Consider the following 25745-nt stretch of genomic DNA (forward strand, 5'->3'; position numbering starts at 1 on the left):
TAATTAAAAAATAAGGACTACTGAATTGAAATCGTCACATCCAGACCGGCTTCGTTTGTAGTGGTGGGTGGAATTCTGGCTGCTCCTTCCGGTTCAACTGTCGAACGCTTGTAAAAGATTGAAAGTGTAACTTTTGAACTGATCGTGTATTTAATGCGCGGTTCAATCGTTACTCTTGTTGTACCGTCCTGCGGAATTCCTTCTTCAGAAAAAGTATCCATCTCATAGCGAACAGTTGAATTAACTGCGCTTGTATATGAGAAACTAAACTCGATATCGTTCTTTAAAGCAACGCCAAACAAAGGAAGTTCGAATCCTGACTTTGTGTAGCCTGCCGTTATTCCGATATCTTTTGTAAATGTCTCTGTGATATTTCTTGTTGTTACGCCAAGATCATAAATCGCTTTTGTCGAAAATTTTATGCTGCTGGTTAGATTCCTCCCCATAACTCCCCGAATGTAAAATTTAATCCAACCAATGGTGAGAATCCATAATCAATTTTTTGAGATTGGATTTCCTGAATTCCATCAGGATTTATTTTCCAGCCTTCCGAATATCCGGAGGTGTAGGCATGTGTCAGCGAAACTTTAGTAGCAAAGTTTTTGAAAACGCTTAGCTTTTCTAATCCATCCCAGGTTAATGACCAGTTTGGACGCGGAACATATTTTGCCACCTCCTTCAAGAAGCCAAGATTCGAGAAAATAGGAAGACTCTCCATTCCTTTTAAAAATGCAACGGATAGATCTTCGCTCTGGTTTGAAGATAGTGGATTATAATTTTCTGCAACTTTCTTTATACCGCTTTTGAATACCGAGAACACAAGCACAGGCGGGAAGGATAAAAATGAGCGGCTTATCGAGCCTGTTGAAGTTATATTATTAATTGATGCATTTCCAAAATCATCAGTAGAAAGCGAAGTGTTTTTATTCAGCGACCAGCCAACCTGCCAGTTCAAATCTATTTTTGCCCCTTCCCACAACGGACGGGAAGTTTTGAATGTAAAATTATTTTTCTGTGAAAATACATCGCTCAGGTTACCGTGCGGTGCTCGAGGACCAACATCACTGCTAAGCCCGAGCATAAATAAACGAGCCGGTCCGCGATCATATTTATAACTGAATCCCCAGAAATTTCCAAAACCACTGCCTGCAGATTTTATTCCGGATTTTGAAAGACTATTATCCGAAGAAAAATTCATAGTAAAAGTTTCATAATCAAATAACAAAAACTTTGCAACACTGCGAAGAAATAGTAGTGCATTCGTTAATGATGATTTCTTCGGCAAGCCAATTGTAGTAGAATCAATTTCTGCAAACTCTTCATCGAGTTCTAATTCAGAATCTTCCAGATCAATTTCGGTAGAATCTTGTTCCAAAGTTTTACCTTCATTTTCAAGACTTCTCATTATTGCTTCTTCCAGATTTCTGTTCCTGCCTCTTTTATTGCTTTGCTGTGTTTGAGTTTTAATTTGATTTTTTATTTGCTCCTGCTGCTCTAAAATAGTTTGTTGTTCTTCAAGTGATTCCTGGAACAATGGCTCCGTTAATGCCTTCCACCTTAAAGTAACTCCAACTGAAGTGCGGCTCGAATTGCCTGCGCTACGCCCCAAATCAACCTGGCGGAAATCATTATTCCATCTGTATGTTGCGTTGTATGTGGCAGATGAAATTGTAAAGTACTTATTAATATCCCAAAGCGATGGCATTTTGGGAGTTGATTTTAAATCGAAGGATTGAGTATATGAATAGTCGTTACCAAATCCTGTCTGACCAAAAATATCTTTCCATATTTCTTTTTCAGGTCTATCATTGCCAAGTATATCTGTTTCTAAAAATGCAAGTGAAGAATTTATCGTAACATTGTACGAAGTTGAAAGATTCAAAATACCGGCTTCGGTAAGTTTCCAATTGAATTGGAACCCCCTCGTAGCCGTAAAATCTCTCGAAACAATTGGATCAGTAACTGCAGTGCCTTGCGGTCTTGTTACGTTTACGCTTCTGTTTCTCTTAGCTGTTAAACTTGCTGTAAATGACTGTGGCGTGTAATAAACTTTTGCACCTTTGTAATCAGTCAATAACGAAACTATACTGCCAATAAATGGAATGTTTGCCGGTTGAAAGAAATAATCAGAGCTGAAAGTAATTCCATAATTCATACTTGCATTCCATATCCAATTTTTACTTGAGAGGACAGTTGGACTTCTTGAAAAACTCTTATTAAAATTGAATCCAAAAGTCAAAGCATTGAATGAATCTCTGATATACCACGCTTTCGTTGGGAATTTTATTTTAATATTTGATAACGACCAGCTATCGGAAATATTTAGTGTTTGAGTTTCTGAGATTAAGTCTTCCGGCTTTTTTGTGGTTAGTAATGTTGTATCGCCCTGACTTTCTTGCAGACGTTTTGCAGCTTCATCAACCCGAACATCGGTGCCCGGAATAAACAGCGGCTTACCAAGTGATTCGTTGTGGGAGTAATTTAATTTCAAATTACTTTCCGGCAAACTTATCGGCAGCAATTTCAGAATATTCAATTCAGTTGCCACGCCCCAGTTTTTCTGCTCCACCCTGCTGCCAAATCTATCAGCCAGCTTGTGAAAGTATGGGTTAGTCTGACTCATATTCGCATTAACAGAAAGAAGGTCGGCGAATTTTATACCTGTATTAAAGCTATATGCCCAGCCGGGAGAATCATCTGCTCCAATGACTCTCAACTCGTTCACCCATACCTCGCCACTCACGTTTCCGGTATTATTCGGGTTGTTAGTATTAAATATTCCAACTGTTAAAAACTTCACCGAAGTAAGTGATGGGTTTCCTTTAACAGAATAAAGATGACCGATCTTTCCATCAACCGGAACGCTATAAATAAAGTTTATCGAATCTCCCCGCGCCTGTTTAATCGCTGTCAGCTCACTAAATTTTATACTTATTTCATTCCAATCAGGGCGAACAGGCTGCCTATATTCGTAGTAGTTGTTCGTATCGCCGCCAAATCTGAAATAAACTTCAGAAGAATAATTAAGTGAATCTGTTGAAGACACAGAACCCGGTGCAGTATTCATATCGCCGTGAATGAATAACTTCATTTCGGAATAATTAAATACATCCAAAGGTTTAAATAAATATTTAACCCCTTCCCTCTTTTGTCCATCTTCTAAATTTGTAAGAATGAGATTTAGAGATTGTTCATTCGCAAGAATGTTTTCATCGGGTCTCGTTCTATCACGCTCTCTGCTGATACCCGGAGGAATTGTGTAATTCGGATTATCTTCAAAACTTATTGTCGAAATTGCAAGCACAGTGTCTTCGGGAATTAATTTCTGCCACTGACTTCCAACAAGATTAAATTCTGCAAGCCGGAAATGAACCATATCGCTTACACCAGAGACAAACATTCTTATCGTCTCAACATTTGATAAACTTGGACTTCCGACAATTAAAGAAGTATCTTTTAACGGCACGCGGAAAAGATACCAGCCGGCTTCTGTTAATCCCCCACCCTGGATAAATGGATTGCTTGCGGCAGAAGTATCAAGTGGTACTTCGTATCTGAAATAACTGTTCGCCAAATCTACACTTCCGTTTTTATTCAAATCTTCTGTATCCGGGATTCGTCCAATATCTGTAAGCTGCGCATTCCCTTGCGTTCCATTAATACTGAAATAATCAAATAATGTTGGTGTTCCTGACTTCACGAAAACGAAATTGTCTCCGGCAGGATCAGATTTATCACTGCCGTAAGTGGTTCGTTCTACATCGTCAAATAGACCATCTAAGCCCCGGTCTTCATCCTGATAATTTATAAATACATCATTAATGTTTTCAGTGTTCAATGTGTTGTTTGGAATTACATCCTCGCTTATCAAACCAAGATCAATATAAAGTTTGGCATCCGGCGGAGCATTTTGAATTTTCATCCAGAATTCAATAAACTCCACATTCTCTTCAATAAGATTATTTGCAGTTGAAGATAAAATCCTTTGCATACCCCCCCAGCTTTTCGTTGGAGTTGATAAATCAGGGCTGTAGTTATATGTTCCGGGAGTATCAGGCATAAAGACATAATCCATAACTGTAACCTGCTGATCAGATGTAGCAACTTGCTTTCTATCTCCGAAAATTTCTTTAACCTCCACATCAGACGGAGTGACAGTAAACCAAAAACTTTTGCCTTTGTGGATCATTTTATCCGCTCTGCTAAACCCTAACAGGTTCGAAAGAGAGTCAGGGGCACTTAGATCTTTCCAGCCGGTGTAACCAACTCCAATTGGAATTGTTCGCTTGGCGCCTTCGAAGTCATCTATGTAAGCAATGCTTTGCCCGTTGTCAGTACTTATTGTACTTTTCTTTGTATTAGGGTCAGGATTAATGTAAGCATATTCTCCAGCGAGAGTAAATGTTGACATCTCCCGAGTTGAAATTATTTTATCAAGAAGCTTGGTAATAATTGGTAAATCGCCCGACGTAGAAAAATCAACTCCATAAATTGTGTTGCTCAGCGGCTCTTCACCAATTCTGACTTTATCACTCAATGTTTGCTGATTCAAATTCAAAATAGAAAAACCAAGTTTTGTCTTTTGAGAAAAATCGAAAATACCCCGCGCACCAAGCAAAGTTTTTGAAGCAAGCTGAAATAAATCATTCTGTTCATAAGTGACTTTTAGGTTTGCGCCCGGCACCAATGCTGCGTCATTTTTAATTGTTAGCTGTCCGATATTGTAATCTACAGAGTAATCAACATTGGGAGTTAGTTCCCTTCCATCTAAGAGTACTCGGACAGAATTTTCAACAATATTAAATCCAAGTTGATAAATTGAAGTAGCATCACCGGTACTTTTCCCTGTCATCACCCATTTGTCTTTTATCTTTTCCTGCTGAGCAAAAGTTTTTGTGGTATCATAAATCTGCTGGAAATTTAGTGAGTCGGGAATGCTTGCAGGCAAGTCTCTTCCGAAAGGCTGCAGCACCGGAAAAATTATTTCGCCCGTTGTTGGAAGGATTGTTATGCTTGGCAAATAATCAAAAACGTTATCGCCAATATTTCCGGGCGTTGGCTGCTTGCTCTTATCAAGAATATCTAAACCGAAAGCATTAAGCAATCTAACCGCGCCATCTGGAGTTGGAAGATCTGTCACAGGATCTTGCCCTTCAAGTTCATATTTAATATTGAATTCAAAACCATCCTCCTTAATATTTCTCGCTCCGAGAGGATAAATATTTCTTAATTGAAGTTTCCACGCAGTTTTGAATTGTGGTTGAAGGTTTTTTGGTTTAATAAGTTTCAGAACAATTTTCTGAGAAGTATCTGCAGCAGTTGTAGTGATAAAATCACCATAGAAAAAGTCATCTCCACTGCTCGGTGAAAGTCCATCATAACGATAGGCAACTGCAATAATATCCTGTTCATTAATCGTTGAGTTAAAAGTGATATAACCCGTTTCGCGATGCAGAGTATAATCTACCCCTTCTGTCAATAAAAGGAACCTGCCTGTCTCCTCCTGCCCGGGGATTGGATTTGAAAGATCTTCTCTTAAATTATCAGAGTATGAGCCTGCTGTATCAATCGGGCTCAAGTTAATGTACGCATTTGCAAATCTAATCCTGTGTGTAGAGGGGGGTGGGACTTCCATAATACTGATTAAAAATATTTAATACCGGATCGGCATAAATCGTGTCGAGAAAATAGTGATTAGTTGAATACTCGTAAGGTCGAATAGCAAATTCAGTTGCTGTACTTCCGCCGCTTACTTCAACTTCTTTAATTTCACCTTTCTTTTGTGAAGCGATAGTAGTTAATGAAAGCGGACCCATTTTAAATTGTGCTTTAATACCAAACAGAGCTTCACCACCGCCAACCAATGGAGATGTTTGCAGTGAAACGTTTCCAGCCTCTATACTTTGAATTATTTCATCTTCGTACCCGGTGTATTTTATCTTTAGTTGGTTTTCATATTCGAAAGTTCGCTCGGTGTTCCAATCCGCACTGATATTAAGCTTATCGCCGATTGTACCATTAACACTGATCTGTACTTGCTGTTTAAAGTCAGGTTCATTGCGTGTGTTGCCAAGACTCGAAGCAGTAACCCCTTCGGTAGTTTCGTTTCGCCATGCACCGTGTATTTGCACGCTGCCTCCAATCTTCAAACTAATTTTTGGAGGTCCAAAAATACTTAACACACCAACACTCGGAAGTGGAATTTCAAAATCTGTAATATCCTTTATTACATCGCTTAGACTTTTTGTACCTTCTGTAAGTTGATATTCATACCCTATCGTTTCCCACATTTCCCGTTCACGAGTATCAAGACGAAGCTTGATGTATTCTTCAATCGGAAGAGTTAATAATATTTTAGAGGGCTTCCCGGCAATTTCTTCTTTTATCGTTACAAACTTCCCGGTGGAATCAATTTCGATTTTTCTTATGCGCTGATTTGCCTTCGCAAAAAAACTCGACTGCTTTTTTATATTCAACTGTGTGTAGGGAACGTCTTCACGAACATAGTGAAAATATTTTAACCGATTTGTGGAATCAAGTGCCATCGAATCAACTTTAACGGTGTCAAGATTTGTTTTCAGCGAATCGCCTAAATTAATAGTTGAGTCTGTTTTAGATAAGAGTGAGTCGGGTGTTATTTTATCTGTTGAATCTGGCGGGAATAAGAAATCCCCCTTCTTAAAAATAATAGAAAGCGGATTCTCATCTTTAGGTAGAATACTGCCAGTCTGATTTGAGTCTGAGATTTTCAAACCAGATTGAGATTCGGAAACAGGTTTGTCTTGAGTTATGAATTGAAAACATGCCTGAAACCAAATAGATTCATCTACTTGAGATATATGAGGAGAATTAAAACCTAAATTAATACCCGCAAAAAACAGAACGCTTGAAACCCCTGCAATGCGGAAAATCTCCCATAATAATTTTTTCATTCTATCGCTGATGAAGAATACCTTAGAATTAATTAACAAATTTCGTAGAAACTATCTATAACTACTCCTTTAATAATTATGAAAATATTGGCTGAAAAAGTAGACTGAATAAATGAAGGTAATTTTTTTTCACTTAATTTTTACCGCTTAATGTTTCATACGGATTTCTTTTGGAAATTTTTAATATTCGGTTTGTCAATCTTCATGGAAAGTTTATTTTTCAGTGAACGTAATTAATTAAAATTACTTCCAATTATTAAATTATTAATATGATAGAAAGAACCTGAAATGAAATTATCAAATACATTGCTGCTGACCATCGTACTTTCAATAAAATTATTATATCCTCAATCTGATAGCAGCGAAAAAATAAAAACATACTTTGACGTTGCTGATAAAATTGTAAGAACGACCTTGAACGAACAGCCCGGTTACCAATGGCTTGATGAGCTATGTAAAATTGGTCCGCGTCTGAGCGGTTCAAATAATTCATTAACAGCAATACATTGGGCGGATGAAAAGATGCAGTCACTCGGCTTCGACAAAGTTTGGATTCAGCCCGTTATGGTGCCGCATTGGGAAAGGGGCGATATTGAAAAGGCTGTAATCACCGAATCAAATTATTTTTTAGGAAGAGAGCTGCGGGTAATTGCTCTCGGCGGAAGCGTTGGAACAGATGAGGATGGGGTAACCGCAGAAGTTCTTGAAGTTAAAAATTTTGATGAGTTAAAACAAAAAAAAGAATTAGCTAAAGGGAAAATTATTTTTTTCAGTCGTCCGCTCGATATGGGATTGATAAATACATTTGCCGGCTATGGCGGTGCAGTTGATCAGCGCAGCAGAGGTGCAATTGAAGCTGCAAAGTATGGAGCAATTGGAATAATCATCCGCTCGGTTACAACCAGGCACGATAACGTACCCCATACCGGAGTAATGCACTACGTTGATAGTCTTCCTAAAATTCCTTCGGTTGCGGCGGGATATATTGATGCAGACTTTCTCAGTGATGCTCTGAAAAATGATCCTCACTTAAAAATTACTATCAAATTAAATTGTAAAACATTGCCGGAAGAGCGGTCATATAATCTTATTGGCGAAATTACCGGAAGCGAATTTCCGAATGAAGTAATCGTGGTTGGCGGACACTTTGACAGTTGGGATCAAGGCACAGGTGCACACGATGACGGTGCCGGATGCGTGCAATCAATGGAGGTGGTTTACTTATTAAAGAAATTAAACATCCAACCGAAACGTACAATTCGTTGCGTACTTTTTATTAATGAAGAGAACGGTTCACGCGGCGGAATTGAGTACGGCGCTTACTCCGATTCATCCAGTGAAAAACATATTGCAGCTATCGAATCCGATAGAGGTGGATTTACTCCTGTTGGATTTGATGTTGACTCGGATTCCTTAACACTATTAAAAATTCAAAGCTGGCTTCCTGTTTTGAAAAAAGCATCAATTGAATGGATAGAGAAAGGCGGCAGCGGAGTTGATGTATCGCATATTAAAAATGCCGATGCATTAATCGGTTATGTCCCTGATGACCAACGTTACTTTGATTTTCATCATTCAGCCAATGATGTGTATGAAGCTGTCAACCCGCGCGAACTCGAACTTGGTTCGGCGGCAATAACAATACTCGCTTATCTTTTAAGTGAAGAAGGGCTTTAAATAGCTGAACAAAGTCAAGTCTCACGCTTTCCAAACAAAAAATCACACAAAGCCATCACTTTGTGAAAAGAACGACAAATAAAGTATTTACAAAAACAAGTTAAACACCCCGGCTTACAATTGATCTCTCCTTAGGTCTAGGGAGTGGTCATTTAGTATTGGCTGGTTATGTGTTAATTACTTTTTATTTGATTAACAAAGTTTTCAATGTCAAATAATTTATGACCTTCAAACACAGTTAAAATATCAATAGATTTTTTCTTAATTAAATAAACTATTCTATAATTTTTGTATAAAATTTCCCTTATTTGACTTATTGATAATTCGGGGACTATTCTTCCTTTTTCTGGAAATTCTATTAAGTCTTCAACGAGTGAAATTAGCTTGTCAGTTAATTTAAATGCAGCATTAGGATTATCTTGAGAGATGAAATCTTCAATTTCTTGAATATTAAGAAGTGATTCTTTTGCCCAAGTAATTTTCATTTTTATTTTTTAACTCTGTGTTTTGCCAATTCATTTCTTAATTGAGAAGTAGATAAAACTTCTCCCTTTTCTGAATTAGCTAGTCCTCTTGAAATTGAATCAATAAATAGTTTGGATTCTCGAAGTTCATCAAATTCTTCTGGCGACACTAAAACTCCAGCTGGTTTTCCATTTTGTGTAATAATTAATGAATTTTTACGAGTTTGTAAATCCTTTAAATATTTTGCTAAACTAGCTTTAAATTGTCCTACTGGAATTATGTCACTTGACACTGATATATTTCTCATTTTATGCCTTTCTTTTTGCCTAAATTTAGGCTCTAATTTAATGCTGAATTACGACTTAAACAAGAACATTATTTAACACATAACGGTTTTGTCTATAGAAAAGAAAGTCCCCGCTAAAAACATACGGGATAAACAATAGAAAACAATTTGCCCCTGGATTATAATTCCTATTTTCTGCCTGTCCCTTTGGGAACTTCGGTCTCACGGGCAAGACCAATTGATTATTTTTATTTTGTTAATTAAAAAATCTGCAATAGCCATCACTTTGTGAAAAGAACGACAAATAATATATTTAAATAAACAAGCGCACCATTTTGGGTTTACACTAATCGCTCAAGTAGAGTGAGCCTGCTCCAATGGGGTTCATTAGCATTTGCTGGTTATGTGCTTTTGATATTTAGGGCATCTGTTTCTAATAAAGAATATATTGCACTGTCTAAGTACTTGCCTTTATATAGATAATCTTCTTTAAAATGAGCTTCTTTTTTGAATCCAAATTTTTCTAAGATTTTAATTGAACTTTCATTTTGTGGATTAACATTACCTTCTATGCTATGCAATCCAAATTCTCCAAATCCAAATTCTAATACCCTGACCATCGCTTCTGACATCAACCCTTTTCGCCAATATTCAGGCTTTAATGCATATCCTATTTCTGCTCTGACTCCTTGCCTATTTAACCGCCAATATCCAATGTACCCAATTACTTCAAGAGTATTTTTTTTTCGAATAATCCAATTTATACCTGATTTATCCTTATAAGCTTGTATTATTTCATTTATCATTTTCTTAGAATCTTCAACTGTCTTATGACAATCCTTATCTAAATATTGCATAACTCTTATATCTGAACGAATTTTAAATATTTCATTTACGACGGTAATTGTAAAATTTTGCAGAAAAAGGTTATTTGTTTCAAGGTTTGGGAATTGATTAAAAACATTATCATTTATTGCGAAATTCATTTTAACTTTTTTTTTAAGCACCTAACGATTTGTTATCCCGATTGAATCGAGACAAGTTATTAAAACACAATGGCAATGTCACAGTATAAATTATTTTTTTTAATCCCGCATTTAGCGGGGATAGATTTCCATTTCATTTTTACTTTAGTAAAAATATTCATTTATTTTCAAAAACTTCTACACCAAAATGACGAAATTACTATCCTCTTAAAATAGAGTATTATTCAACTGAAATTATCCCACGGGCTTGTTACTCTTTTTTTAAGAACTCTTTTTGAGCATTGGATTTTTATGCTCTTTCCTAAGATACTCGGGCTGTGATTATCCTTTTTTTTCGCACATGCATTATCAACGGGTTATCTATAATGGCTTGTTATGTTGATTCTTAAATTGTTTCCCAACTTTTCAAATATTCTTCAGCTGTAGCAATTGGAATTTTACTTTTCTTAAAATCAACTTTATTTCTAGTGAGTGTTAAATTAATTCCATTATTTACTGCTGTGAAATATTGAATTGCATCTTCAAAATCTGAGAAATCTGAGTTTAAAGATTGTTCAATAACTCTTTCATCTACTGGTAATATATTTATTAAAGTTTTCAATTTTCTCAAACTTTTAAGCGCGGATAAATTTGATGTATTTTTTTTAAGAAGATAATGTAGATTTGCAAAAACTATTGGTGAAGTAAAACCTATAATTTTTTGTTGATCAATTAACGTAAATAATTTTGCTGCAAAAATATAATTTGGTTCTCGTTTGGCAAGCAAATCTAATATTATATCAGAGTCAACAAATACTTTTTTCATTAAGAATATTTCTCTTCAAGATGTTTTCCATAAGTTTCTTTGATATTTATATTATCAGATAAATTTATAATTCCAGATAACTCTACTACATTTGGAGAAATTTCAATTTCATCTAAAAATTCTTTATTCGAGATTAGATTAAAATAATTTTCAACAATTCCAGAAAGGCTTTGTTTGTTTTTCTTTGCGTATTTTTTGGCTTTCTCAATTGCTCTTTTGTTTAATTTAAGAGTTAATTTAGTATTCATTTCAAACCTTTATTTTTACGTATATTTTATATTTTAAAATACGTACAATAATTCCATAATTCAAATGGTTTTTTTGGCAATATCACGGCGTGTTATCCCGATAGTGTCGAGACAAGCTGTTAAAACACAATGGCAATGCCACCGAATAAATTATTTTGTTATACATCCCCCGGGTAGCAGCCTGGTGCTTTAATGCCCGCCTGGTCCCGCAGAGCGGGAATCCGGGTGCTGATGTATTTTTTATTAGTGGAATTGAAATAAACATTTTTTATTTCAATTACCCCGTTCAATAGAGTATTATTCAACTGAAATTATCCCACCGGGCTTGTTACTCCTTTTTTAAGAACTCTTTTTGAGCATTGGATTTTATGCTCTTTCCTAAAATCTCTTCCACTCTCCTTTCTTTTCAATCTATATTCACAAAGTGGTGGTCGTCAATATTGGCTTTTTATATAGCGTCTTTATCTTAAAAATCTATTGCTCAAGATTTCTTGAATATTTCTTCTTCCATCAATTACTGAATGTATATAAATTAAGTTGCCTTCAATTTCGTATATAATACGGTAAGGTTTATAGAGAATCTCTAAATAACTTTTAATTCCGGTTGGTCTCAGTTCAGGTGGAATGTGTCCTCTCTCTGGAAATTTTTCTAGCTTTAAGCAAGTTTCTTCTAAAGCATCTAAAAGTCTATTTGCTGATTGAATACTATCATTTATTGAAGCATAAATAAATATTTCTTTGAGATCTAACTTGGCTTGAGGATCTATTATAACTTTATACTTCATAGTCATTGAATAGATTTCAATTCATTGCGAAGATTGGCAAATGTTTCTTGAATTCCTTTCGCCTCTTTATTCTTATCACGAGTCATAGCAAGTAATCTAAGCATAGCCATAGTTTCTTGAGTTTTTTCATAAACTTTTATGTCTTGAACAATTACCTTTGCCTCACCGTTCTGGGTAATAACAAAAGTTTTTTGTTCTTTATTGATTTTCTCAATCAAATTAGCCGCATTGGCTTTCAGATAACTGATTGATTTTACTGATTCGCTTAATTTCATATCGTAGTCCTTTTTTAGACCAAATATAGTCTATAACATTATTTATATCAAACTAATTTTAGCCATATAACGAAGTGTTATCCCGACTTGTCGGGACAAGCTATTAAAACCCAACACAGCAATTATTTTTATTTATGGCAAAGCTATCATTAAGTGAAAAGAACTTTTTTGGCAATCCGTAACAACGGATTGAATAATATTTTTATATCCCCCTGCCTGTCGCGTTTTGCGGGGACTTTGTACTTATTAAAGAGGTTAGGTGTTGACTTACATCCTTTTTTCAACACCATTTAAAAAAGCATTTGAGACACGAAATATTTCTTCCGTGTAATCAATCATTATTTGTTTCTGTCTTGGTCGCCTACTTCGATTAGGTTGTGTAAAATCAACATCCATTTCGTGAGCAATTTGATTCCTTGCATAAAATATTTCTTCAAGTTTTTTAAGTCTGTTGAAATTTCATGAGTCGGTATATCAAAACTGGCGGCTACCTTTAATAGTTGTTCTTTCGATTGCAAACTAGCCGAACATATTGAATTAACTAAATCTTGAATAAGTATAATCTGCGGCTGTTGGGTTGCAAATAACTTTGATAAGAATTTTAAGTCTAATTCATCAGTTTTTTTCAATCTCTTTTCTATGTATGATTCGAACATTTTTTGAGCTCCTTCATTCTTCTCGATAATAAGACCAAGCGAATCTTTAACTAGTTGTTTAACCATTGAATCCAACCCGGATGAGGAAAATATTAACATTGCTCTAATTTGGTTTTGTTCAACATCTGTTGGAGCTCCTTTTGCACCTCTAGTTGTTCGTATTGTTTCAAATGTATCCAAGAAAGAAGATGCCGCTTCGTGAGCACCACATAAAATATAATAGGATGATAGAAGATATTGGTTTGAAGGTTTTATAGGATAATGATTAAATCTGCTCATCGTTATATCTTTTTTATTTCGATATCTTTTGTATTTGGTGGTAATGGGTAATGACCAGCATACCCAGGATAACCAGGATAGCCGGGGTAACCAGGATAACCAGGATAACCAGGATATCCTCGATAAGGATGGAAAAATTGTTGGAATAACCTATTCTTATTATAAATGGTGCCTAAATACTCACCTTCAGTATTAACTACATCATCGTCTCCCCAAGGTAACCAACCAATCCAATTGCCATTTGGATCAAAAACAAATTTGCCTTTTTTGAATGCTATCCATCCACCCGATGAATTATGTAAAAATTGTATATTCATAAATTTATCTTATGCTTATTTCTTATGCAACCTAACGGCGTGTTATGTAAAAACACAACACCACCGTATAAATTATTTAAAGATTTCCATTTCATTTTTACTTTAGTAAAAATATTCATTTATTTTCAAAAACTTCTACACCCAAAATGACGAATCTTTTACCATCAATAAATTGGGTTTACTCAAGATCAACCTTTTTGATATTATCAGGTTATCACTTTTTAATATTTTTTTGGTCCAATATGCAAACATTATTTTTATAGAAAATATTTTCTCCTTAAATCCCTGTGTACTATTGACTCTTTCCTTTTTTAAGCGGTTATGCTACTTTCTCTTTTAATTTTTCGTCTTCAACTGTGATAGAAGGTTCCTTGAATATTTCTTCAAATGCATTCAAAAATTCTTTTGACTTTCTAAATTCTTTAAATAGTGGCCATTCCATATACTCGCTTTTTCCAATTCTACCACGACTTCCAATTACTCGCATAATCTGAGTGGCTTCAGTATAATTATCTAATATAACAGCTTCAGCCAATTTTAAGTTGTCATTGCATATACTCCAATCTTCCGCTTTAATAATTTCCTTTGCCTTTTTATCTTCACCACTCCATTTATATGCTAAAGCTTTATTAACTATGAAGACACGACGAACCATTTCATCTGAATATTTTTTTAATACATTTGTAGAGAATTCTAAAATAATTTTCGTTAGCTCATAATCTTCAGCATATAAAATATTATAACCTATTTCAATTAATGTGTTATCCGCTTCCTCTAAATTATCAGGATGTAATTTGTGCCAAATAACTTGATTTAATTTTACTCCCATTTCTAACAAAATTTTATAGGCATTATTGAAGTAATCAATAGTTGCTTTCAATTCGTCGCCAACCTTAAACTTCTTTTCAAAAGTTACCAAATTGCTTGAGCAAACTGATAAATATTGGCTTGATACCACACCGTTAGAATGAGTGTATAAATTTCTTCTTTCAGTTAATTCAATGAAGCTAGGCCAGATATCGAGTTCCTTTTTTAACGGAATCCCCAGTTTATTTTCTAACCATTTAATTTGATCTGAGTGACTAGTTCTTAAAACTGATTCAACTTCTTTTTCAATTATAAAATCTTTAGCATCATTGATAGTATTAAATTCCAAAATTTTATTGAATGGGATATTCTTATCAGTGGAGTTTAATATTTCAGACTTATTTTCCAGCATTACCTTTATTAATTGACCAAGGAATGAGTCATAAATACTAACTAGCGATGTAATTGAGCTTTGTAAAATTGTTTTTTCGGCTAATTCGGCTTTTTGTTTACTTTCAATTAATTTCACGAACTCGCGATAGTTTTCAATATCAATTTGAAAAGATTTCTTTTTGTCTTTATTTGATTTATGTGGTTTGGTTTTTGTTTTCAGAAATGTTTGAAGATTTTTTTCACATTTGTTGATATTACGGTTAACCACCTTCAAAACATCTGGGAATGCAATTTTCATACTTTCCAAATGATTAAGAAATAAAAAAATAATTATTCTATACGGACTAATTTTGGGTGGTTCAATTTTTTTTTCTTTTTTCTTTTCCCATTGATTACCTTTTAATGATGTAGCATAACGACTTTGTTGCTAAGCCGACGCCCAAAACAACAATGCCAATTTTGTTAATTAAAATTTATGTTTATAAAAATATTTTACTATTGTACTCAATTGAATAAGTTAGCCGAAGCGGAGAACCTAAGATTAAAATTTGAAAAATGCCGAGTGCGAAAACGCTGTCGCCTTGAGTCCACAATAATGGCGTTGCTATAAAGTTTTTATTTAATGAACTGTTTTTCTTTTCTTGGTAATGTAATGACTAAAGAATTAGCTAAAAATTTTTCAATAAAATTTACTGCTAAAATAACACATATAGTGTCATTACTTTTATTTAGGGCATTACACAAATGCTGTAAATTTTGTGATAATTCGGAAATTGTAAAAAATTCTTTTGGTTTCATAAAGTTTTACTTATTGAAATATTCCATTTCTCAAATGGAAATTTTATTCCACGTAAATATCCAAGTTTTCTTTTCAACAACTTGATACTAGGATTAACGTGGAATATTGCAAATAAATCTTGTTCACATACTGATAAATAATTTTTTCCACAAGATTTACATATTTGCACTTTTGTTGTTATTTCGATAATGTCAGTAGAATATTTTATATAGTAAACTTTATACTCAAAATCGCTCCATATTCTTTTTCTATAACCAATAGTGAGATTGGAATCCGATATTTTTTCTTTACCACAAAGTGGGCAAATATTATTATTTACATTTTCCAAGACCGATTCCTTAAAATGTATTTCATCTTCATAAGAGCAACCTAAAACCCACAAAAATCTAATAAAAAAATAAAGAGACAAGAAAAAAATAGAAAACTTAAGTATGGAAGTAGAAATATTCTCTGGATTTGATAATCCAGCCACGAGTAAAAGTAAAAATGGGCTAATTAAAACGAAAGCTAATATTTGATTATTGTTTAAATTCATATTCATATTTAAAACCATATAACGGCGTGTTATCCCGATAGAATCGGGACAAGTTATTAAAACACAATGGCAATGCCACTGAATAAATTATTTTATTAACCCCGCCTTTAGCGGGGAAAGATTTCCATTTCATTTTTTTTAATCGTTACAAAGTTAAAAGAACGACAAATAAAATATTTACACAAACAAGCAAAATACTTTGGGCTTATACTTACTCCTCAACTTCAAACATGAGTTCATTAGCACCGCTGGTTATATTGCGTTTTTAATTTTTGTATTTAATAGCAATTGCTTTAATATATCTTTTATCTACTGATGTATATAATTTTCCAATTGGAACAATAACACTTCCTTCAGATTCTTCGCCTAAAATTATTATTGCATCTGCACCAATTTCTTTTGCTTTTTCTTTTAGTTTTAAAACGGCTTCTTCTTGATTACTGAAAATACCTTTTTTTACTTGAAGTGATAATTCACCAAGCTCAACAAAATCTTTTTCAACTAGTTTGTTTCTAAGAACTTCAACAGAATTACTGGGCGGAAAAGTATCTTCACTATATTTCATAAAATTTACACTTGGGGAACAAGCAGAAAGAAATATTGTTGATATCACTATTAAATACAGAATTATTTTCATTTTTCTTCCACTTCTATTATCTCTTTATTGAATACTTCTAAGGGTTCTGAATCAAGATATAAATATTCAGAAGCGTCAGGATATATTTTTTCTGAATCTTGTATTTTTTTGTCTCGATTCTATCTTCTCAGTAATATAATTTTTTGCAATTGTAAAAAGCGCAGACTCAAGTTCGTAATTATTATGTTGAGCACGTAAACTTCCATCTTCTCTACCAGTAAGTCTAACTTCAATAGATTTTATATCAACATTTTTATCTATTGTTTTTGGTGTGTCCTTAACTAAGAGAGTAAAATTCATTTGGAAATAATCACCTAATGGAAGAATTTCCCGTTGGGTTAAAAACTTTAAGTATTTCATCTTTGCACCTCTTTTATAGTAAGGAATATAACTATTAAGTATTTTATCTCTAAATCAGCAAAAAAGAAAAAGAAGAGAGTTGTTAAAACTATCTGCTCTTTTACAGATAAAATAGTGTAATTAAAAACTCTCATTTTAGTTTTTACTAATTTGTTTAATTTCTTTCCTATTTTCCATTTTCACAAAAACATCCTCATTTGTTTGGTTTAACTTATTAACTGCTTTCGCCAATGTCAAATAAATCTTAAAACTTTTTTAATTATTTTTTTTTAACAAGCGCGGCAAAATCCTCCTATTTAGAGTATTTAATATAGAGCCAAATAATTTTTCTTTAAATACAGAATGATTTTCACATACGCTCCTATTATACACCTATTGCTTACCTATTATACTCCTATTATACTCTGGTCTTTGACTCCAAATAAAAACCCCGCCTATTTATTGAGCGGGGTTATTAAATAAACCAATCGAATATTATTGGAGAATTATTTGATTAAGATCATCTTTCTTGTCTGACTAAAACTACCAGCCTTAATTTGATAAAAATAAATTCCTGAAATTGATACATTGTTAACTGTAAATTGAACTTCGTATTTGCCTGGTTTTTCTTCATTAACAAGTGCGGCAACTTCATTTCCCAAAACATCAAAGACTTTTAGTCAAAGTTTGCCAACTGCCAAAGCTCAGGGTGACAGTGCCAACTGATTTTTGTGCTTGGGTTAAATGGATTGGGGTAGTTCTGCTCAAGTGCAAATTCAGTCGGCAGAATATTTTCTGTTTTGTCATCAATTGTTGTAGCAATTTCATTAACTTCTCCGGGAGAACCGTGCCCAACTGAAGCTCCCCAATTCTCTGCACTTGAATTATCCAGCAAAGGGTTTTTTAAGGATAAAGTTGCGCCTGTTCCATCAGGAGCAGTTACCCAGGGGGATTGATCATCATAAGTAAGTGCATCAACCAACTCAGCATTGTTGTTGAACAAGCGAATGAGTTCGCCATCATTGTTCAGGCTAAAAGAAAAATTACCAAAATAATTTTCTACATCAGGAAAAAGTGTTTTGAATGCTGCGGTATCTTTACAAAGTATAACAAAGTCATTCGGTTGAATTAAAGTTCCATTTGGTAAATAAAAAATATGAGCATCGTCATCATCTTTAAAAAACCAACCGCTTAAATCAATAGTAGAATTATTTGTGTTTGTAATTTCAACCCAATCTTCAGGATCAAAATCGGGTGCACTGTTATAATTTATTTCATTGATAACAATTGAGCCGGCAAGTGTTGTATCTGATTCAAATATTGCCGTAACATTTATATCACCGGTTAACGTAATAACTGCAGTGGAAGAATCAGCGCCTGTCAAACCAGTCCATCCAATAAAATGAAAACCAGGTTCTGCTTCAGCCTTAAGTGTAATTGGAACGTCTTTAAAATAAATTCCAGTCCATGGATAATTATCAACTTTTAATTTGTTTACCACAATCTTCCCCTGCCCTTGCGGTGTAATATTTAAGTTAATGTTAGCAAGTCCGCTAAGGTTAAAATAATCAACGTAAAAATTTCTAAGCGGATCAAGCCTGTTTTGCGCAAAGAAGATTAAGTCATCAACAAAACCATTCCACTCAGATGGAGATTGATTCCATCTTGTTTTATGAAATGGAATTTCATTTTCAATAACAGATTTAAATTTATTAATTCTTGAAGTAACTGTATCAGCGATAAAAAGTGAATTAGAATAATCAGCGAATTGATTAATAAATTCGTATTTGAACTCCTGATTTGGCAAAAGTTTTCTTAAAATTAAAGTTGACCAGGGTGGGTTAGGCCATGGCGGTCCATTAGGTTCTGTTGCAAATTCCAGAGTGTTATGCTGATATGCATTATCGTCGTATAATCCAAAACCAAAATCAGTATCAGATAAAATCCACTGCCAGATTCCATCGGGAGTTCGAGGCTGCCAGTATTTAATATTGCTTCCCGGCCAATCAGTATTTGCAAAGTAAATTTCCGAAACTTCATACTTAATAAAATTATCAACTTCCATTTGAGTTTTTATGTAATCATAATTTGATTGATTGGTGAAGTTATGAGTTTCAATGTAGTCAATCATATCAAAATAACTATTCGGATCGCCGGCAATCGGATCCCAGCCGTCAAGCTGCAGCAGATCAATATTATTCGGATCAACACCGGGGTGGTGGGCTGAAATATAATTCTCATTTATTTTTTCGCGAATGTTTTGAATGCCCCAGTATTCACCGTTGATAAACAAGACTGCCGGTCTATAAGCGAGAATGTCAAGTTCCGTATCCTCCATCAGCGAAAGAGTCATTCCATCGCGCATCATAGTTTTTTCCCAATCCTGTCCGGCATTTCGTAAAATAAACTCTTGAAACTTATCAATATTAATATTTGAAAAAAGCTGATAGTTAATTTCACTTGCGCCATAAACATCACGAAAATTTACAGCGAGTGATTTTTGATCATATCCGCGGCTCCACCCACCATAAATTTTTATACCGGCATCAAGCGTAAAGGCAGCAGTATTATTTGTTTCGAACAATTCTATATGTGCAGGCTTTTCCCAATCCTGCCAGAAGTTTGCACCGAAATAAGGGAAATCAGCTTCGGCGCTGTCACCAAAAACGTAAATGCCAAAATCATTATCCCACAAATTTTCCGGGTTAGTTGAAATTGAAACCACGGGCAAAGTTGATCGCTCATTAATAAGAAAAGTATTAGTTACTGCCGGGCTTTGTATTAATCCGGTTTTGAAAGTACGCGCACGAACAACTGATGTTTGGTTAACACTTATTGATGTTGTAAAAATATCAGATAAAGCAGTAGGCATCGAGCCATCAGTGGTATAATGAATTTCTGCTCCAATGGTTGAGGTGGATAAAGTTAAAGAAACACCACCGGCATAAAATCCGCCTTGTGAAGAAAACTGGGGTGGTGCAGCGACTTCATTGAATTCAGTAGTAGTATTTGCGGAAGCAGGTGTTGGCTCTTCAAAGTAGTACCAGCTTGATGCACCGTCAGGTTTTCTTCCGAATGAAATATTTGTTTGTAGATTAACTGCAGAGCGTGAGTCTATTAAACTCCCGGATTGGTTAAGTAAATAAATTGATTCACCGCTGCTAGTGATTTTAAAATTAGTATGAAGATTTTCTCCGGGTGATACTCTATTTTTTCCTGAAGCAAAAATAATGAGGTAATTATGGGAAGCAAGATTAACATCGGGGAAAGTCCACTCTGTCGAATCATCTGACAGATAGTAACCAAACAGATTCACAGAAGATGAAGAAGAATTATAAATTTCAATCCAGTCATTATATTCTCCGTCTTCATCCTGCAACCCATTCGAGTTGGCAGACACAAACTCGTTTATCAAAACGTTTTGTGCAATTGACTGATGTTGAATTAACAACAAAGCAATTAGTAATAATATTTTTTTAATGATGTTCATCTCCGTTTTTTCCATATAAATAACAATTCGTATGCCAATGAAATTAGTTAAAATTTACAAGTAATCTTATTAATATTTAAAGTCTTAAGTAAGAATAGAAATTTTTGATAAAGTTCTTACAATGCCGCAAATGAATTTAAAGATCTCCTAGTGAGGGCCGGCCTTTTTGCCACCAAGTCACAAAGACACTAAGAAATCACAAAGTGCGTAACATCAGCTACAATAATAAAATTCTTGAAATTATAAGAGGGGACTCAAGATAAATTATCCCGTTGTTATTTATAAGTTAACTAAAGAATCAGCGTTACATAATTTCAATTTAAAAATAATTTTTCAGAAGTCTCTATAATGAATTAACAACCTCCCCCAAAAGTTTAATCGCTTGTTGTATTTGGTCATCAGAAATGTAAGGCGCCGGACCAAATCTTAATGAATTTCCACGAAAGTCAGTTAGCACTCCCCTTTGGTTTAGTCCGGTACAAATATCAGATGCGCGTTTGGATGTAAAGACTAAAAAGCCCGCAATATTTTTTAGATCAATATTTTTATTTCGGGAAATAATTCTCTCATTTAGATTCAGCTCGTCAAATTTCCCGGCGAGTAAATTTATTTGATGCTGACTAACCTCTCGTAAAAACCCGGGTGTTAAATTCATCTTTTCAAAAAAAGAAAAAACTTCAGCAGCACGATAATTACTCGTGGGGTCATAAGTAGCTCCCGCGAATAAATCACCACCGGAACCGTAAATAACTTCATTACTATTTTTTTTGTGAGCGAGTGCTGTAAACTCGCTGAACCAACCTGTAATCACCGGACGCAATTCGCAGTCTTTCGGAAATCTCAGAAAGCAATTGCCCTCACCAAGCTGACAATATTTGTACCCCCCACCAATAATAAATGCGCTCTCCAGTCTATGTTCTTTAATTGAAAAAGGAATAACATTTAAAGCGTGGTAAGCGTCAACAAGGAGATAAATATTTTTGCTTTTACAAAAATCCGCAAGCTCGCTTAGATTCGGCAATATAACACCTGATTGGAAAAACACTGCGGATAAAATAACAGCAGCAGTTCTATCATCACATTTATTCATTAAGAGTTCAACCACATTTGGGGATTTGGAATCAACTTTTACAATCTCAATTTTTTCTTCAGTTAATCTATCAAGTTGTCTGCGAATGGTATGAAACTCACCGTCCGTAGTAATCAACTTTGGTTTTTGTTTCAAAGGAAGTGCCGAGAGAAATCTTATCAATAGTTCATGCGTATTGGAAGCAAGTGTAATGAAACCGGAATTATCATTTAATAATTTTTGATAACCACGTTTAACCTCTTCTGCTTTAGCAAAAGCTTTTTCCCATTTATCGTCAATAAGCAAAGCAGCGTCTTCCCAGGCTTGTTTTTGCGCTTCGAAAGCACAGTCAGGCCAGGCTTGATGAGAATGACCGGTAAATAAAAGTCTTTCGCTCACGTTAAATTTTTTATAATAATCAGCAAGTTTGTTTTGTGAATTAAAAATATCACTTAATGAAAAATTCATCTGCTGAAATCCTTTCTGATTGACCAAAGCATTGGAAAGAATCTAATTGATAGAGTTGCCATCAGGTAATTTACACCATCTGAACCGCCGGTTCCCTGTTTAGTACCAATAGTTCGCTCAACCATTTTGACATGGCGGTATCGCCATTCCTGAATTCCTTCATCAAGGTCAAGAAGCAGTTCGCAGAGTTGAGCAATATTGTGATCGTCTTTGTAAATGTTAATTAGAAGAGATTCAATATCAGGGTCGTTATTTTTGTTTGAAGAATTATTAATAGCAGCTTCGGTAATTGGATATTTATTTATTTTCAGAAACTGAAGAAATACCTGCCATAAGGAAGGGGCACGAAATCTTTTTTCGAGTTTAATTCTCGCCGGGGAATTTTCTTCGAACCTTTGTAATATTTTTTCATTTTTCTGACCGAGCATAAATTCAAGTTCGCGGAATTGGAATGATTGAAATCCACTTGCCGATTCGAGCCTATCGCGGAAAGTTAAAAATTCAAGCGGAGTCATAGTTTCAAGTATATCGGTCTGATGCACTAAAACTTTTAAGATAGTCAAAATGCGTTTTAAAGTATGGAGTGAACGCGGCAGATCATTTTCAAGCATTAAAAATTTTAAGTGGTCAAGCTCGTGCAAAATTTGTTTAAACCACAATTCATAAGTCTGATGAATAATAATGAAAAGCATCTCGTCGTGGTCAAGCCCTTCCGATTTTAATTTTTGAATATTTAACAATTCTTCCAATTGCAAATAACTTGAATAAGTCAGCGGCATATTTTCTCCATTTACTTTAGATTTGTTTTATTTATGTTCAGCAGATCGTCGTAATTATGAATTTTGAATTTAATTCTAAATTAAGCTTTAATTATTGAGTAAAAAATAATTCCCATCTTTAAATAATTCTTCTTGCTTAATATTTTTTTTCTATCTAATTTTAATCAGACAATTTTATCTGATTATAATTATATAAAAATTATTCTAAAAAAATCATAAGGAAAAATAGATGGAAAAAATAATAAATCACCTGGCTTATATTTCGCTTGCAACAGTGTTTACCTTCTTTTTAAGCGCTTGCGGAGATTCCGGAAATGATGAAGCAGCAAACTTTAACAAAACAAAAACAGTTACCACGAACCCAAATGGTTTAACTGATTTCGAAATGGAAAATGGAATTGGACCGGTAAAACAAAAACTAGAGCTCGGAGCAATTGATCCGGCATTAGTTAAAAAAGGAGAAACTATCTTCACTCAAAAATGTGCCTCTTGCCATAAACTTGATGAGAAATATGTTGGACCGGCACAGCGCGATGTAATCAAGCGAAGGACTCCAGAGTACATCATTAATATGATGACCAATCCGGAGGAGATGTACAAAAAACATCCTGAAGCTAAAAAACTCTTAACTCAATATTTAACTCAGATGCCAAATCAAAATCTAACATTTGATGAAGCGCGTTCAGTGCTCGAATATTTTCGAGAAGTCGGTAAATAATAAACACAATAATCAATTAAAAAGAGGTTCAAAATGAACAATCTAAATCTTAAAAAATGGTTAGTAATTGGGGCTTCATTTATTGCAGTCGCTGTTATTTATTTTGGCTGCCAGCAGTCCAAAGATGTAGTTAGCGGCGATGTTGCCGCGCAGGTCTATGTTGCTCCAGGTTCTTATGATGAATTTTATTTATTTGCCTCCGGCGGATTTAGCGGACAAATTGCAGTGTATGGTTTACCCTCGGGACGACATTTCAAAACCATTTCTGTTTTTTCGCAGAACCCGGAAACTGGTTATGGATATTCCGAAGAAACAAAAGCAATGCTGAACACTTCATACGGATTTAATCCTTGGGATGATGCCCACCACCCTGAATTTTCTATGACGGATGGAGTGCCAGACGGAAGATTTATTTTTATTAATGCCAATAATACTCCCCGGGTTGCCCGTATTGATTTATCAACTTTTGAAACAAAAGAAATCATCGAAATACCAAACTCCGCCGGTAACCATGCATCACCCTTTGTTACTGAAAATACTGAGTACATCGTTGCTTCCACTAGATTTAGTGTACCAATTCCAAACGCTGATGTACCAATTGCTTCTTACAAAGAAAACTTTAAAGGCACTATCAGCTTCATCCACCTCGACCCAAAAACTGAGATGATGAATCTTGCTTTTCAAATTTTAGTTCCGGGATTCAACTATGATCTTGCTCATGCCGGCAAAGGTCCATCTCACGATTGGGCATTCTTTACAAGCTACAACTCAGAAGGAGCGAATACTTTACTCGAAATCAACGCTTCACAAAACGATAAAGATTTTGTTGCAGCAGTAAATTGGAAGCTTGCTGAACAGTACGTTAAAGAAGGTAAGGCTAAAACTTATTCAGCGGAGTATTACAGAAATTACTACGATGATAATAAGCATCTCGCTATCAGTACAAAAAATAACGAGGTAAAAGTTCTCGATCCTAAAGACTGTCCGGGTATGATTTTTTATCTCCCCACCCCAAAATCGCCGCACGGAGTTGACGTTGATCCGACCGGAGAATACATTGTTGCAGGCGGAAAACTTGCTACCGTAATTCCGGTTCATTCTTTTACTAAATTCTTAAAAGCAATTGAAGAGAAAAAATTTGACGGAGAAATAAATGGAATTCCTATTTTACAGTATGATGCAGTAGTTGCAGGTGAAGTTAAAGATCCGGGGCTCGGTCCACTTCACACAGAGTTTGATGGGAAGGGCTACGCTTATACTTCAGCTTTCATTTCTTCAGAAATTGTGAAATGGAAAATTGGGACATGGGAAGTTGTTGATCGAATACCCGTTTATTATTCAATCGGTCACTTGTGCATTCCCGGCGGCGATAGCAAAAGCCCTTGGGGTAAATACGTAATCGCACTTAACAAAATTACTAAAGATAGATATTTACCAACCGGACCGGAGATATGTCAATCAGCTCAATTGATTGATATTAGCGGCGACAAAATGAAATTACTGCTTGACTTCCCCACTGTTGGCGAACCGCATTATGCCCAGGCAATTCCTTCTGAACTTCTTATGAAGAACAGTAAGAAATTCTATAAAATTGAAGAGAATCAAAATCCATATAAAACAGGAAGCGAAAAAGATTCCCGGGTTGAAAGAAATGGTAAAGATGTACATATTTATTTAACAGCTATGAGAAGTCATTTCAGCCCTGATAATATTGAAGGTATTAAAGTTGGTGATAATGTTTATTTTCACGTAACAAATCTTGAACAGGATTGGGACATCCCGCACGGTTTCGCTGTAAAGGGACTGAACAATTCTGAATTATTAGTTATGCCGGGTGAGACAAAAACTATTTTATGGAAACCAACTAAGTTTGGTATTTATCCATTCTATTGCACAGATTTCTGTTCAGCTCTTCACCAGGAAATGCAAGGTTATGTCAGAGTTTCACCGGAAAATTCAAATGTACAATTATCTTATTGACTTGGAAATACAGAAAAAAA

25 protein-coding genes are annotated in these 25745 nt (G+C 34.8%); 3 read left to right on the forward strand and 22 right to left on the reverse strand.

Translation table 11 applies throughout. From position 1 onward, the window contains the following. Nucleotides 1-17 precede the first annotated feature (17 nt). The 3 genes from IPH11_02135 to IPH11_02145 are packed head-to-tail and all read right to left on the reverse strand — an operon-like array spanning nucleotide 18 to nucleotide 6932. The gene (locus tag IPH11_02135) at nucleotides 18-446 is read right to left on the reverse strand and encodes a hypothetical protein (GenBank protein MBK6912516.1); all 429 of its coding nucleotides are present in this window, start codon (nucleotides 444-446) and stop codon (nucleotides 18-20) included. Next, nucleotides 431-5578: a cell surface protein SprA gene (sprA, locus tag IPH11_02140; protein ID MBK6912517.1), complete on the reverse strand. Its 5148-nt coding sequence runs from the start codon at nucleotides 5576-5578 to the stop codon at nucleotides 431-433. Before sprA ends, IPH11_02135 begins: the two co-directional genes overlap by 16 nt. A gap of 22 nt (nucleotides 5579-5600) precedes the next feature. Further along, entirely contained in the window at nucleotides 5601-6932 is a 1332-nt protein-coding gene (locus IPH11_02145) for a hypothetical protein (protein MBK6912518.1), read from the reverse strand. A gap of 288 nt (nucleotides 6933-7220) precedes the next feature. Here IPH11_02145 and IPH11_02150 point away from each other — a divergent pair, with 288 nt between their 5' ends. Beyond that, a complete protein-coding gene (locus tag IPH11_02150) occupies nucleotides 7221-8609 on the forward strand; it encodes a M20/M25/M40 family metallo-hydrolase (protein ID MBK6912519.1) in 1389 nt (462 codons plus the stop codon). A 173-nt stretch (nucleotides 8610-8782) separates the two neighbouring features. Here IPH11_02150 and IPH11_02155 read toward each other — a convergent pair whose 3' ends face one another. The 19 genes from IPH11_02155 to IPH11_02245 form a co-directional block, all read right to left on the reverse strand. After that, nucleotides 8783-9094, reverse strand: a complete 312-nt coding sequence (locus tag IPH11_02155) for a type II toxin-antitoxin system RelE/ParE family toxin (GenBank protein ID MBK6912520.1) — start codon at nucleotides 9092-9094, stop codon at nucleotides 8783-8785. Between the two features lie 2 nt (nucleotides 9095-9096). After that, nucleotides 9097-9381, reverse strand: coding sequence for a type II toxin-antitoxin system Phd/YefM family antitoxin (locus tag IPH11_02160; protein MBK6912521.1), 285 nt, complete (start codon nucleotides 9379-9381; stop codon nucleotides 9097-9099). A 380-nt stretch (nucleotides 9382-9761) separates the two neighbouring features. After that, entirely contained in the window at nucleotides 9762-10346 is a 585-nt protein-coding gene (locus tag IPH11_02165) for a GNAT family N-acetyltransferase (protein MBK6912522.1), read from the reverse strand. Between the two features lie 385 nt (nucleotides 10347-10731). Further along, nucleotides 10732-11151 carry a PIN domain-containing protein gene (locus IPH11_02170; protein ID MBK6912523.1) on the reverse strand — a complete coding sequence of 140 codons (420 nt, stop codon included), beginning with the start codon at nucleotides 11149-11151 and terminating at the stop codon, nucleotides 10732-10734. After that, nucleotides 11151-11399 carry a hypothetical protein gene (locus tag IPH11_02175; protein MBK6912524.1) on the reverse strand — a complete coding sequence of 83 codons (249 nt, stop codon included), beginning with the start codon at nucleotides 11397-11399 and terminating at the stop codon, nucleotides 11151-11153. Before IPH11_02175 ends, IPH11_02170 begins: the two co-directional genes overlap by 1 nt. A gap of 158 nt (nucleotides 11400-11557) precedes the next feature. Next, complete coding sequence (locus tag IPH11_02180) at nucleotides 11558-11704, reverse strand: hypothetical protein (protein ID MBK6912525.1); 147 nt, start codon at nucleotides 11702-11704, stop codon at nucleotides 11558-11560. 156 nt (nucleotides 11705-11860) lie between these two features. After that, entirely contained in the window at nucleotides 11861-12184 is a 324-nt protein-coding gene (locus IPH11_02185) for a type II toxin-antitoxin system RelE/ParE family toxin (protein MBK6912526.1), read from the reverse strand. Nucleotides 12185-12186: 2 nt separating this feature from the next. Next, the gene (locus tag IPH11_02190; GenBank protein ID MBK6912527.1) at nucleotides 12187-12459 is read right to left on the reverse strand and encodes a type II toxin-antitoxin system Phd/YefM family antitoxin; all 273 of its coding nucleotides are present in this window, start codon (nucleotides 12457-12459) and stop codon (nucleotides 12187-12189) included. Between the two features lie 338 nt (nucleotides 12460-12797). Continuing rightward, a complete protein-coding gene (locus IPH11_02195; GenBank protein MBK6912528.1) occupies nucleotides 12798-13394 on the reverse strand; it encodes a hypothetical protein in 597 nt (198 codons plus the stop codon). Between the two features lie 2 nt (nucleotides 13395-13396). Then, nucleotides 13397-13711 (reverse strand): hypothetical protein, encoded by a 315-nt coding sequence (locus tag IPH11_02200; GenBank protein ID MBK6912529.1) that lies wholly within the window; start codon nucleotides 13709-13711, stop codon nucleotides 13397-13399. Between the two features lie 319 nt (nucleotides 13712-14030). Then, nucleotides 14031-15209, reverse strand: a complete 1179-nt coding sequence (locus tag IPH11_02205; GenBank protein MBK6912530.1) for a hypothetical protein — start codon at nucleotides 15207-15209, stop codon at nucleotides 14031-14033. Between the two features lie 317 nt (nucleotides 15210-15526). Then, complete coding sequence (locus tag IPH11_02210) at nucleotides 15527-15709, reverse strand: hypothetical protein (GenBank protein ID MBK6912531.1); 183 nt, start codon at nucleotides 15707-15709, stop codon at nucleotides 15527-15529. Beyond that, nucleotides 15706-16251 (reverse strand): hypothetical protein, encoded by a 546-nt coding sequence (locus tag IPH11_02215; protein ID MBK6912532.1) that lies wholly within the window; start codon nucleotides 16249-16251, stop codon nucleotides 15706-15708. The genes IPH11_02210 and IPH11_02215 overlap by 4 nt, the downstream gene beginning before the upstream one ends. A 259-nt stretch (nucleotides 16252-16510) precedes the next feature. Next, nucleotides 16511-16882, reverse strand: a complete 372-nt coding sequence (locus IPH11_02220) for a hypothetical protein (GenBank protein ID MBK6912533.1) — start codon at nucleotides 16880-16882, stop codon at nucleotides 16511-16513. Between the two features lie 75 nt (nucleotides 16883-16957). Next, nucleotides 16958-17242 carry a hypothetical protein gene (locus IPH11_02225; GenBank protein ID MBK6912534.1) on the reverse strand — a complete coding sequence of 95 codons (285 nt, stop codon included), beginning with the start codon at nucleotides 17240-17242 and terminating at the stop codon, nucleotides 16958-16960. A 485-nt stretch (nucleotides 17243-17727) separates the two neighbouring features. Next, on the reverse strand, nucleotides 17728-17883 hold the full coding sequence (locus tag IPH11_02230; GenBank protein ID MBK6912535.1) for a T9SS type A sorting domain-containing protein: 156 nt from the start codon (nucleotides 17881-17883) through the stop codon (nucleotides 17728-17730). Nucleotides 17884-17897: 14 nt separating this feature from the next. Continuing rightward, entirely contained in the window at nucleotides 17898-20711 is a 2814-nt protein-coding gene (locus tag IPH11_02235; protein ID MBK6912536.1) for a CotH kinase family protein, read from the reverse strand. A gap of 343 nt (nucleotides 20712-21054) precedes the next feature. Continuing rightward, nucleotides 21055-22248, reverse strand: a complete 1194-nt coding sequence (locus IPH11_02240) for an aminotransferase class V-fold PLP-dependent enzyme (protein ID MBK6912537.1) — start codon at nucleotides 22246-22248, stop codon at nucleotides 21055-21057. Next, nucleotides 22245-23027, reverse strand: coding sequence for a tryptophan 2,3-dioxygenase (locus IPH11_02245; protein MBK6912538.1), 783 nt, complete (start codon nucleotides 23025-23027; stop codon nucleotides 22245-22247). Before IPH11_02245 ends, IPH11_02240 begins: the two co-directional genes overlap by 4 nt. 229 nt (nucleotides 23028-23256) lie before the next feature. Between IPH11_02245 and IPH11_02250 the strand changes: the two genes are divergently transcribed. Further along, nucleotides 23257-23745 (forward strand): cytochrome c, encoded by a 489-nt coding sequence (locus tag IPH11_02250; GenBank protein MBK6912539.1) that lies wholly within the window; start codon nucleotides 23257-23259, stop codon nucleotides 23743-23745. A gap of 33 nt (nucleotides 23746-23778) precedes the next feature. Beyond that, nucleotides 23779-25725, forward strand: a complete 1947-nt coding sequence (nosZ, locus tag IPH11_02255) for a Sec-dependent nitrous-oxide reductase (GenBank protein ID MBK6912540.1) — start codon at nucleotides 23779-23781, stop codon at nucleotides 25723-25725. Nucleotides 25726-25745 lie beyond the last annotated feature (20 nt).

This window comes from Ignavibacteriales bacterium (assembly GCA_016709155.1).
Lineage (GTDB): Bacteria > Bacteroidota > Ignavibacteria > Ignavibacteriales > Ignavibacteriaceae > JADJEI01.

Coding starts and splice junctions, on each gene's coding strand:
- IPH11_02135 (MBK6912516.1), bottom strand. CDS start 446: ATGGGGAGGAATCTAACCAGCAGCATAAAATTTTCGACAAAAGCGATT.
- IPH11_02145 (MBK6912518.1), bottom strand. CDS start 6,932: ATGAAAAAATTATTATGGGAGATTTTCCGCATTGCAGGGGTTTCAAGC.
- IPH11_02150 (MBK6912519.1), top strand. CDS start 7,221: ATGAAATTATCAAATACATTGCTGCTGACCATCGTACTTTCAATAAAA.
- IPH11_02155 (MBK6912520.1), bottom strand. CDS start 9,094: ATGAAAATTACTTGGGCAAAAGAATCACTTCTTAATATTCAAGAAATT.
- IPH11_02160 (MBK6912521.1), bottom strand. CDS start 9,381: ATGAGAAATATATCAGTGTCAAGTGACATAATTCCAGTAGGACAATTT.
- IPH11_02165 (MBK6912522.1), bottom strand. CDS start 10,346: ATGAATTTCGCAATAAATGATAATGTTTTTAATCAATTCCCAAACCTT.
- IPH11_02170 (MBK6912523.1), bottom strand. CDS start 11,151: ATGAAAAAAGTATTTGTTGACTCTGATATAATATTAGATTTGCTTGCC.
- IPH11_02175 (MBK6912524.1), bottom strand. CDS start 11,399: ATGAATACTAAATTAACTCTTAAATTAAACAAAAGAGCAATTGAGAAA.
- IPH11_02185 (MBK6912526.1), bottom strand. CDS start 12,184: ATGAAGTATAAAGTTATAATAGATCCTCAAGCCAAGTTAGATCTCAAA.
- IPH11_02190 (MBK6912527.1), bottom strand. CDS start 12,459: ATGAAATTAAGCGAATCAGTAAAATCAATCAGTTATCTGAAAGCCAAT.
- IPH11_02195 (MBK6912528.1), bottom strand. CDS start 13,394: ATGAGCAGATTTAATCATTATCCTATAAAACCTTCAAACCAATATCTT.
- IPH11_02200 (MBK6912529.1), bottom strand. CDS start 13,711: ATGAATATACAATTTTTACATAATTCATCGGGTGGATGGATAGCATTC.
- IPH11_02205 (MBK6912530.1), bottom strand. CDS start 15,209: ATGAAAATTGCATTCCCAGATGTTTTGAAGGTGGTTAACCGTAATATC.
- IPH11_02210 (MBK6912531.1), bottom strand. CDS start 15,709: ATGAAACCAAAAGAATTTTTTACAATTTCCGAATTATCACAAAATTTA.
- IPH11_02215 (MBK6912532.1), bottom strand. CDS start 16,251: ATGAATATGAATTTAAACAATAATCAAATATTAGCTTTCGTTTTAATT.
- IPH11_02220 (MBK6912533.1), bottom strand. CDS start 16,882: ATGAAAATAATTCTGTATTTAATAGTGATATCAACAATATTTCTTTCT.
- IPH11_02225 (MBK6912534.1), bottom strand. CDS start 17,242: ATGAAATACTTAAAGTTTTTAACCCAACGGGAAATTCTTCCATTAGGT.
- IPH11_02235 (MBK6912536.1), bottom strand. CDS start 20,711: ATGAACATCATTAAAAAAATATTATTACTAATTGCTTTGTTGTTAATT.
- IPH11_02240 (MBK6912537.1), bottom strand. CDS start 22,248: ATGAATTTTTCATTAAGTGATATTTTTAATTCACAAAACAAACTTGCT.
- IPH11_02245 (MBK6912538.1), bottom strand. CDS start 23,027: ATGCCGCTGACTTATTCAAGTTATTTGCAATTGGAAGAATTGTTAAAT.
- IPH11_02250 (MBK6912539.1), top strand. CDS start 23,257: ATGGAAAAAATAATAAATCACCTGGCTTATATTTCGCTTGCAACAGTG.
- nosZ (MBK6912540.1), top strand. CDS start 23,779: ATGAACAATCTAAATCTTAAAAAATGGTTAGTAATTGGGGCTTCATTT.